Below are 9,728 nucleotides of genomic sequence, written 5' to 3'. Positions count from 1 at the left end.
ACATCGGACAAAATATAACAAAATAACAAACAGTAGCCATAATTAGACATATTGTAAATCCTAATGTGTGCATAACATATACGCCATTAATAACTTCAATAAGGCCCATTGATGTGGTTTTGTATGGGCTGAATAGTTACATCTAATCAATGATTTGGTGCGCATGCTCATCATATTATAGGCATGACCTGATGGGGCAGTTGGCCCCGTATCAACCCAACATATTAATATTATGTACTTGATTTCTATCAGTCATATTAGAACACACTATGTTTTATTATTCAAATTACTGAGGAATTCCTTATGATCACAAAAGACGAGGTAGAACACGTAGGATGGCTTGCTCGCATCGAGATAGATGATGCAGAGGCAGAAGACTACGCTGTGAAGTTAAGTTCTGTATTGGATTATTTTGGTCAGCTTGACGAAGTGGACACTGACGGTGTCGAACCTACATACCATGTGGCAGATATCATGAACGTATTCAGGGAGGACGTTGTCACACCGTCACTTGACCAGAAAGATGTGCTGACGAACACTGCTGAAGAAAAGGACGGCTATATCAAAGCGCCTAGGATCATTTGAGGTGGAGAATGACTAAATGGTTAAGCATTTCAGATGTTAAAGAGAAAATTGCTGCGACCTCCGCAGAAGAAGTGACCGCTTCATACCTTGAGCTCATCGGAAAAAGTAGTATCAATGGATACACTTGTACCTCTGATGGTGCACTGGATACTGCAAAGATGGTCGATAAAGGTGAAGTCGCTGGTCCTCTTGCCGGGGTTCCTATTGCTATCAAGGATAACATTTCTACAAAAGGGCTTGCAACAACGTGCAGTTCGAAGATACTGGAAGGTTATGTTCCTCCTTATGATGCACATGTTATCGAGAGATTGAAAGAGGCTGGCGCGGTTATCCTAGGCAAGACTAACATGGACGAGTTTGCCATGGGTACATCCACCGAGTCAAGCTGCTATGGTGTCACTCTTAATCCCTGGGACCATGAAAGAGTTCCTGGAGGTTCTTCCGGTGGCAGTGCCGCAGTGGTTGCAGCAGGTGAAGCTCCTATTTCCCTTGGTTCCGATACAGGCGGTTCTGTAAGATGTCCGGCTGCGTTCTGTGGCGTTGTAGGTCTTAAACCGACCTATGGTGCAGTTTCACGTTATGGCCTGATCTCATATGCGAATTCCCTCGAACAGATAGGTCCCATGGCGACCTGTGTGGGGGATATCGCAGCCGTCATGGATGTGATCGGCGGGTATGATGCCCGTGACAGTACTTCCATTGATAAAAAGATCGATCATCAGGCTGCACTGGTCGATGATGTGAAGGGTCTTAAGATCGGTGTGCCGGATGAATATTTCGGCGAAGGCGTTGACAGCGGTACCGAGAAGGCTGTGTGGGATGCGATCAACAAGTACGAGGAAATGGGCGCTTCCTGGGAGAATGTCTCTATGCCGAACACGAAGTATGCACTTGCAGCTTACTATACCATAGCCATGAGCGAAGCTTCATCCAATCTTGCACGTTTCGATGGTACTCGCTACGGTCCGAGGAACGATGGTGAGAACTGGCATGTTATGGCATCAAGGACACGCGCAGAGAACTTTGGCAAAGAAGTGCAGCGCAGGATCCTTCTTGGAACGTATGCGTTGTCTGCAGGATATCAGGATAAGTATTACCTTAAGGCACTGCAAGTGCGAACCCTCGTAAAGCAGGACTTTGAAAGGGCATTTGCAAATTTCGATGTTCTAATGGCTCCTACGATGCCGTTGCCTGCATTCAAGATCGGTGAGAAGGTGGAGGACCCATTGTCCCAATACCTGACCGATGTGAACACTGTTCCGATGAACCTTGCCGGAGTTCCGTGTATCTCGGTTCCATGTGGTTCTTCTGATGGTCTGCCTGTAGGTTTACAGATCATAGGAAATCATTTCGATGAAGCAACCCTTATTCGTGCGGCATATTCTTTCGAGAAGAATACCGATCATAATAAAGCAAGACCTGGGGAGGTGGCTTAAATGGTATATGAGAATCCGGATGGCGTTATGGTAGGGCTGGAGGTCCACGTTCAGTTGAACAATCTCAATACCAAGATGTTCTGTGGTTGTTCCACGCAATATCATGATGCTGAGCCGAACACCCATGTCTGTCCGGTCTGTATGGGGCTTCCCGGGGCACTTCCTGTTATCAACAAGAGAGCGGTTGAATCTGCTATTAAGATAGGGATGGCCCTTAACTGCGAAGTTGTGGAGCAGACCCAGTTCCACAGGAAAAACTATTACTACCCTGACCTTCCAAAAGGTTTCCAGACGACCCAGTACGATTTCCCTATAGTCGGGAACGGCAAGGTCGTTATCGAGGGTGAGGATGGGGAGCATGTGGTGAGGATCACACGTGCACATATGGAGGAAGACCCGGGTAAGCTCATTCACATGGGCAGTATTGAGAAATCGAAGGGAACCCTTATTGATTATAATCGTTCAGGAATGGCCCTTATAGAGATCGTTTCAGAGCCGGATATGAGAAGTCCTAAAGAGGCACGCAGATACCTCGATAAGTTGAGAAATATCCTTGATTACCTTGATGTGTTCAATGGCGACCTCGAAGGTTCCATGAGGGTGGATGCCAATGTTTCTGTCATGGGTGGCCAGAGGGCAGAGGTCAAGAACATCTCATCCCATAAGGGTGCAGAACGTGCTATCCTCTACGAGATCATGCGCCAGAAGAATCTTTTGAGAAGGGGTGGCGAGGTCGTAATGGAAACCCGTCACTTCGATGAGGCAAGGGGAGTTACTATCTCCATGAGGACCAAGGAAGGCGAACATGACTATCGCTATTTCCCTGAACCTGACCTCGTTCCTATGAGGGTTTCTGACTGGGCTCCTGCTATCCGCGAGGAGCTGCCTGAACTGCCTGATGCAAAACGTGCCAGGCTGATCTCAGAGTACGATATTACCGAGATGCACGCAAAGGCACTGACATCTGATATTCGTGTGGCGGATTTCTATGAGGTGGTTGCAGCGGCGATAGACCCTCGTGTGGCAGGTACCTGGGTTGCAGATGTGCTCAAGGGTGAGCTGAACTACAGGGACCTGAGTGTCGATTCGTTCACAACTGACGATATCATTGAGATCATCAAGCTTGTGGTCGAGGATAAGGTCACAGAGCAGAGCGCAGTTGATGTCATAAGGACTATCCTTGATAATGGCGGCACTCCAATGGAGGTCGTTACTGAAAAAGGTCTCCTTAAGGTGAAAGGCGATGTCGTAACAGAGGCCGTTTCTGAAACGATTGCGGAGAACGAAGCTGCTGTTCAGGATTATCTTGGTGGGGCGGAAAAATCCCTCAATTTCCTTGTTGGGCAGGTCATGAAAAAGACGAAAGGACGTGCAGATGCACGTCAGGCACGCGAGTTACTTGTTGAGGCACTCAAAGATTAAGACTATGTGGTCTTTCCTTCTCTTTTTCCCCCTTCTTTCTTTTTTTGATCAAATTTTAATTATTTTATCTCAACAGTTAATAACAATGTAAAATATATTTGTACATTCTGTAAATTTGGAGTAAGTATTAATATGATGGAGTCAGACTTAGTATTACCATATCCTTAATGATATGGTGAGGCAGTAGATCAGATGGTGATGTGCGTATTGGATGTAAGATCCCATAACCATACAAGGTATCACCGCAATCGCTTTCAGAGTGGCTTTGGGGAGTCGTCTATTGGGGAAGTCGCTTTCACTCCGGTCTGCCGGAGTCTGGTCGCTGCCATTCATCTCCTTTTTTGCTCTTTATTATTGTTGCATTTAGTTGAGATCGTCTATAATCTGTTTTAAGGATGCGCTTTGTCTATCCCAAAACAGTTATATGTTTTGAAATGTATGTAGCCAACCGATATACTGATGTATATCAAATTCAAGCTAACATATTATCATACATATTCAATAATACTAATCAAGGTGAGAACATGGCAAGATTCCCAGAAGCAGAAGAAAGGATCCTCAATAAGAAGATCTGTATGAAGTGCAGTGCCCGCAATGCTGTTAGGGCAACAAGATGCAGAAAGTGCGGTTACAAAAATCTACGTGTAAAATCCAAGGAAGTCAGAAGAGGCTGATCCTAACTATGCAAGTGGAAGAGTACCTCAACGATATCGCAGAACGCGAAGGTACAGTTCACTTAACGCTTATCGATCCGGCATCACAATCTCCGGAAGCCGCTGCAGAGATTGCAAAAGCGGCTGTAGCTGGAGGTACAGATGCCATACTGATCGGTGGCTCTACAGGAGCCGGTGGCGTGGCATTGGATCAGACACTTATCAAAATAAAGGAACAGGTAGATGTTCCTACTATTCTTTTTCCGGGTAATGCCGGTGGCGTGAGCACTCATGCCGATGCTATCTTTTTTATGAGCCTTCTTAATTCACGTGATATCAATTATATCACAACGAATCAGGTGATGGGCGCCCCTATTGTTTATAAATCTGGAATAGAGCCTATTTCCATGGCCTACATAATAACCGAGCCCGGTGGTACCGTTGGCTGGGTAGGCGATGCGAAACTCATTCCACGCAATAAACCAGAGCTCGCAGCTGCTTATTCTCTTGCAGGCAAATATCTGGGGATGCATTACACTTATCTTGAAGCGGGTTCAGGTGCAGACCAACCGATCACTCCTGAAACCATAGGTGCGGTAAAACACGTTCTTGGTGACAACAAACTTATCGTTGGTGGCGGTATCCGTGACGGCAAAACCGCAAAGATATGTGCTGATGCCGGTGCCGATATGATCGTAACCGGTACTATTGTCGAAGAGACGGACGATGTCAAGAAAAAGATAGAAGAAATTGTTTCTGCTATCAAGAAATGATCTCCTGAATTCTAACGGGGTTTTCACTCATGCTCAGAGTTTCTGATATTGTAAAGAATTATGAAGTTGGCGAAAACAAACTCTGCATCCTTAACGGAATAAGTTTTGATGTGGCAGATGGCGAGATCCTTGGCATAACAGGAAAGAGCGGCAGTGGAAAGACCACTCTCCTCAAGATATTGAGGGGGGCCGAACCATTCGACAGTGGTAGCATTGAAATTGATGGTTCTGTAATAACTGAACTTTCGGGCGCAGAAGGGAAAAAATTACTCGGAAGAAGTACAGCTATTCATTTTCAGCGCAATTTTGGATTATGGGCGGGCCCTGCTATTGAAAATATAATCCGCAGGCTGAATGTCCAATATGAAGGCTATGAAGGCATGCCGGAACCGGATGCACCTTTTTACGATGAACTGTATGAGAGGGCGATGGCATACTTAAGGCTGGTAGGCCTTGACCATAAAGCCCTCCATTCCTCAAGTGTGCTAAGCGGCGGCGAAAAACAGCGTTTGATAATTGCCCGTCAGCTTGCAGCACAGCCTCGTCTTCTGTTACTGGATGAACCTGTCACCATGACAGGACCTGATACCAAGCAGGAGATCATGGATGTTATTCTTCAGCTTAAGGACAGGCTGAACATTCCTATTATCGTAGTCTCACATCTTCCGGAAGTACATGCTTATCTTGCAGACCGGGTCATATACATCGAAGATGGTAAGGTCGTTGATGATGGGAAACCAGCCACTGTGCTAAAGAACTTCTTAAAGGACCTTTCTCCAAAGGAAATGCTCTCTGAATTGTCTGAGAAGAGTCCCTGCATAAAAGCAGAGAACATCTCTAAAAGACTGGTCCTGATGCGTGTGGGTGAGGTCCTTAACATAAAAGACCAATCACTTGCGATAAATAAAGGCGAGATCGTAAGTTTCATCGGTTCTTCCGGTGCAGGCAAAACTACATTTTTGAAAATAATGGAAGGCCTGAAAGAGCCAAAGGAAGGCTCAGTTTCCTACTTGCATGAAGATGAGTGGGTTAACATATCCAGTTTTACCAGACAGCGTCTGGAACTTTGGAAAAAGATCAGTATAATGCATCAGGAATTCTCACTTTCTCCGCATTCCACAGTACGCCAGCAGATCGGTTTCAGACTAAGCATGAAGATGCATGGTGCACTTGAGTTTGCACGTCAAAAAGCCGCAGAGATGGGTATTTCTGATGAGATGCTTGATAAGATCTATATCCTTCCAGACATGGGTGAGTCCGAAAGAACGAATACATTGAACAGTATGCGTCTTTCAATGGATGTTTATTCCAAATTGTTCCCTGTTATACCAAACACTGATGTTGATAAATATGCAGTTCCGGTATTTGAAGCCCTTGACCTTCCACTGGATATTCTTGACAAGACCCCTTACCAGATAAGTGGCGGTGAACATGTAAGAGCTTACATTGCCCTTGCTCTTGCAACAGAACCCGAGTTCCTCATGCTCGATGAGCCTTTTGGAGACCTTGATCCTGTGACATTAAGGGATGTGACAAACTCCCTGAAAAGAATAAACGCACGTTTTGGAACTACCATCGTACTTGTCAGTCATCACATGGACTTTGTCAAAGAAGTGGCACACCGTGCAGTGCTTTTTGAAAATGGCTCGATCATTATGGATGGCGATGCGAGGGATGTTTGCGGGAAGTTCATTGAGATGTGTGGTGCAACCTATCTTGAGAACACACTCGAAGGTCTTGCAGATCAGTGAGCTGATGTCGGACAAGGTTCATGAGAACCGGTCTACTATTCGAAACCGTCAAATTAGCGTTTCACTTTTAAAGCGTAACTCTTTTTTGGGGTGTCAATTTTTTTGGGGTTGAGCTATTACCAGTTGCATAAATGTAAATGATCGGATATGCATAAATACTTGAAAACGACAACCACTGAGTATATAGTCAGCTAACAGGATTACTTTTGAGCAAATAATATCCAAGAGATATTGTTCCAACCCCAAAGTTTTTGACCCCCCCTCTTTTTTCAAAAACATTGAGATTATTACAGGCACAGCTCATGCATTACATCTATATTTTTCTGTGTAAGGTTTTGAGAACCTTTCCTCAACATCCTGGCGATGCATTGTATTATACGAGCAGAACGGAATTATGCGGCCATCGGGGGTGGCATAGTGTATTCCGCATCGCTGCACTCTCTCAATATCGAGGTTATACGGGTCCTGGAAATGCATGGCACCTAGGAACAGGCTGTTCCTATGAAACGATTTCATGGATTCAGATGTGCCTTTCTTAAAGAAATCGATCATTAATTTGGTAATATCTATGGATTTGGGAGCATTCTTTTGATCGATGAAACTCGGAATCCTGCTCAGGGCCTTGCTTATCAGACCAACTTTTCTTATACGGGATCTGGTGTCTTTGATCTGTGGTGTCACTTCATCAAAAAACTCGAACAATCCTTCGACGTCTACAAAACGTGTTATTGGAATCAATTGATTGCCTTCTTTGAAAGCATAGGTAGCTGTTCCACAGTGAGGATGTATCGTAAATTCAGGAACCGATTTATTGCGTATGGCAGATACGAATCTGGAGATTGGCACAACGCTGGGTATAGGATACCAATCATCCCTGCAGATCTGCCCATCGGTCTGCTCTTCAACAAGTATCATGAGATCCGGGATCGTGATACGTTTGTTCTCTCTTTCGGCCTGGTCTATACGACCCGTAAATGCAACTGGCTGAAAATTGATCCCCTTGACAACATCGAGTCTTTCGGATGCAAACTTTATAATATCTCCGACCTGATGGTCATTCACACCTTTTGCAAGCGTTGGTACCAGTGTGACACTGGTAAGTCCTGCCTGACGGCAGTTCTTTATTGCATTCTGTTTCATAGGAAAGGCATCGAAGCCACGCATTATCTGGTACGGCTCCTCTCCAATACCATCGAACGAAAGGTATACGGTATGAAGTCCTGCCTCCCTCAATTTTCTGGCAAACTCTATACTTTTTGCAAGCCGTACCCCGTTGGTGGCAATCTGGATCTGCACAAAGCCAAGATCCCGTGCCATTGCGATAATTTCGGGCAGGTTGTTACGCACCGTAGGCTCACCGCCTGAGAATTGGACTGCATAACATGGAACCGGTCGCTCATTCTTAAGCAAAAGCAGCATGTTCCGGATCTGTTCGATGGTCGGTTCATAGATGTATCCACTCGTCTTTGCATTTGCAAAACAGACCGGGCAATTAAGATTGCACCTGTTTGTGATATCGATATTTGCCAGAATTGTACCTGTTTTGTGATTTGGGCACAGTCCACAGCCAAGAAGAGGACTCATGTCCTGCGTCATCGGGTTTGAGGTACCTATACCTAATTCATGATATTGATCGAACTTTTCATAAAGTTCAGCATCCGACCAGTATATATCCTTGAAAGTACCATGTTCAGAGCATGACTTCTCAATGAATACTTTTCCATCTTCTACAAACACTTCAGCATCTATCTCCTTCATACATTCAGGACAGATCGATCGCGTGTGCTTTATGTGTGATACCTTTTGTTCGTTGCAGGAAAGGGTCGGGAAGGATGCTTTCTGGTCCTTCTTGAAGGTGCAAATATCCCTCTCTTCTGCCATTCCTTTCGGTTTGAAAAGCTCATCGATTAATGTTTCGCCAGCCATTTAATTCCTTCTTTTGGTCTCTTGTTTTTATTTATAAATATCTATTTTTGTATAATTGGGACTATTACGAATAATATGCAATAACTGAATAATTTGCACAGGCACTATGGTCCTGCTTGATGAGTATATTTTTAGTTCAAACTTTACTTTGCTAATGAACTTACGTTATGATCAGTAAGGCGATGGGAAGTGTGAAGATACTTTAAATCAATTTATGGTGCTGGGCAAACAATTGTGTTTTTAGAATGATAAGTCATTCATACATCAACTGGTCTGGAACTATTCCATTCCACCTCCATGAAATGCATGAAGATATGGACCTCTTCTTTTCCGTTGTACTGTGTAGCAGTAAGATTCAATGGAATTCTTTCATCTTTTATGGTAATTATAAGTAGTTCCTTGTTATCAATCGCAAGTATTCCACCTTTCAAAGGCTGGATACTATTTTCTGTCCCCGTGACCCTTATCTCAGCTCCGGGTAAATCTTTTGCAATATCACACATGTCATTTTCATTTTGTCCGGTTATCTTTACTGTTACTCCCACATTGATTTTCTCCCGAACAGTTTGTTTTATGCTGTCCATTATCGGATATATTTCAATTAGTCTGTTCAGTGAGGGGTATGATGAGGCAAATATAATCTCTTTACTGGCCGACTTTAGCATCTCGGCGATCTTATCATTTACATTCTTCACGCCGCTGACATTCCATACGGCATCTTCTTCCACATTTCCAGCTTTTGTAGAGTAGATACTCTCAAGGTGTTTCAGGGAAAATTGGACCGCTTTTTCATAATTTACTTTTAGCTTGTCAATGACCTTGTCTGGGGCTATTATTTTGTAACGCTTTGGTTTGGTGGTCTGGACCTCGATTAGTCCTCTGTCCTCTAGTTTAGTGATCACACCATATACCGCAGAGCGCGGGATGCCTGAGAATGCGTGGATGTCTGCTGCAGTCCCGCTCCCATACTGTGTAAGTGCAATAAGCAGCTTCGCTTCATAGGAAGTCAGGCCAAGCTGTTGAAGTGACTCCATCAGTGCTTTTTTCATAATACTTCCCCATTATCGATTTACCATTTACTTTCTTTTTTTGAGATAGCATATGCAAGTGTGCCAATAACAATTCCTCTAAAATAATCAAACTGTAATGGAAGCATTGTGCGTCTCATTTATTTTCCATGAA

Annotated in this window: 8 protein-coding genes; 6 read left to right on the top strand and 2 right to left on the bottom strand. The window is 44.3% G+C overall.

Annotated features, from left to right (window positions below; translation table 11 throughout):
• Positions 1–303: 303 nt before the first annotated feature.
• From gatC to QAS77_RS07900, 6 genes are all read left to right on the top strand, one after another.
• Complete coding sequence (gene gatC, locus QAS77_RS07925) at positions 304–585, top strand: Asp-tRNA(Asn)/Glu-tRNA(Gln) amidotransferase subunit GatC (protein ID WP_250868116.1); 282 nt, start codon at positions 304–306, stop codon at positions 583–585.
• Between the two features lie 8 nt (positions 586–593).
• The gene (gatA, locus tag QAS77_RS07920; protein ID WP_250868115.1) at positions 594–2,021 is read left to right on the top strand and encodes an Asp-tRNA(Asn)/Glu-tRNA(Gln) amidotransferase subunit GatA; all 1,428 of its coding nucleotides are present in this window, start codon (positions 594–596) and stop codon (positions 2,019–2,021) included.
• On the top strand, positions 2,022–3,443 hold the full coding sequence (gatB, locus tag QAS77_RS07915; RefSeq protein WP_305064816.1) for an Asp-tRNA(Asn)/Glu-tRNA(Gln) amidotransferase subunit GatB: 1,422 nt from the start codon (positions 2,022–2,024) through the stop codon (positions 3,441–3,443).
• A gap of 524 nt (positions 3,444–3,967) precedes the next feature.
• A complete protein-coding gene (locus tag QAS77_RS07910; protein WP_172368401.1) occupies positions 3,968–4,117 on the top strand; it encodes a 50S ribosomal protein L40e in 150 nt (49 codons plus the stop codon).
• Between the two features lie 8 nt (positions 4,118–4,125).
• Positions 4,126–4,869, top strand: a complete 744-nt coding sequence (locus QAS77_RS07905) for a geranylgeranylglyceryl/heptaprenylglyceryl phosphate synthase (protein WP_305064815.1) — start codon at positions 4,126–4,128, stop codon at positions 4,867–4,869.
• Between the two features lie 29 nt (positions 4,870–4,898).
• Positions 4,899–6,620, top strand: a complete 1,722-nt coding sequence (locus QAS77_RS07900) for an ABC transporter ATP-binding protein (RefSeq protein WP_305064814.1) — start codon at positions 4,899–4,901, stop codon at positions 6,618–6,620.
• Between the two features lie 300 nt (positions 6,621–6,920).
• Here the strand turns inward: QAS77_RS07900 and tes are convergent, their stop codons facing one another.
• Both tes and QAS77_RS07890 read right to left on the bottom strand, forming a co-directional pair.
• Complete coding sequence (tes, locus tag QAS77_RS07895; protein WP_305064812.1) at positions 6,921–8,546, bottom strand: tetraether lipid synthase Tes; 1,626 nt, start codon at positions 8,544–8,546, stop codon at positions 6,921–6,923.
• 257 nt (positions 8,547–8,803) lie between these two features.
• On the bottom strand, positions 8,804–9,595 hold the full coding sequence (locus QAS77_RS07890) for a TrmB family transcriptional regulator (protein ID WP_305064810.1): 792 nt from the start codon (positions 9,593–9,595) through the stop codon (positions 8,804–8,806).
• Between the last annotated feature and the right edge of the window lie 133 nt (positions 9,596–9,728).

Source organism: Methanococcoides sp., assembly GCF_030594565.1.
Classification (GTDB): Archaea; Halobacteriota; Methanosarcinia; order Methanosarcinales; family Methanosarcinaceae; genus Methanococcoides; species Methanococcoides seepicolus.
The sequence above is the reverse complement of the archived record's forward strand: the minus strand, read 5'-3'. Positions and strand labels throughout refer to the sequence as shown.

Coding starts and splice junctions, on each gene's coding strand:
- QAS77_RS07910 (WP_172368401.1), top strand. CDS start 3,968: ATGGCAAGATTCCCAGAAGCAGAAGAAAGGATCCTCAATAAGAAGATC.
- QAS77_RS07890 (WP_305064810.1), bottom strand. CDS start 9,595: ATGAAAAAAGCACTGATGGAGTCACTTCAACAGCTTGGCCTGACTTCC.
- QAS77_RS07905 (WP_305064815.1), top strand. CDS start 4,126: ATGCAAGTGGAAGAGTACCTCAACGATATCGCAGAACGCGAAGGTACA.
- QAS77_RS07900 (WP_305064814.1), top strand. CDS start 4,899: ATGCTCAGAGTTTCTGATATTGTAAAGAATTATGAAGTTGGCGAAAAC.
- gatB (WP_305064816.1), top strand. CDS start 2,022: ATGGTATATGAGAATCCGGATGGCGTTATGGTAGGGCTGGAGGTCCAC.
- gatC (WP_250868116.1), top strand. CDS start 304: ATGATCACAAAAGACGAGGTAGAACACGTAGGATGGCTTGCTCGCATC.
- gatA (WP_250868115.1), top strand. CDS start 594: ATGACTAAATGGTTAAGCATTTCAGATGTTAAAGAGAAAATTGCTGCG.
- tes (WP_305064812.1), bottom strand. CDS start 8,546: ATGGCTGGCGAAACATTAATCGATGAGCTTTTCAAACCGAAAGGAATG.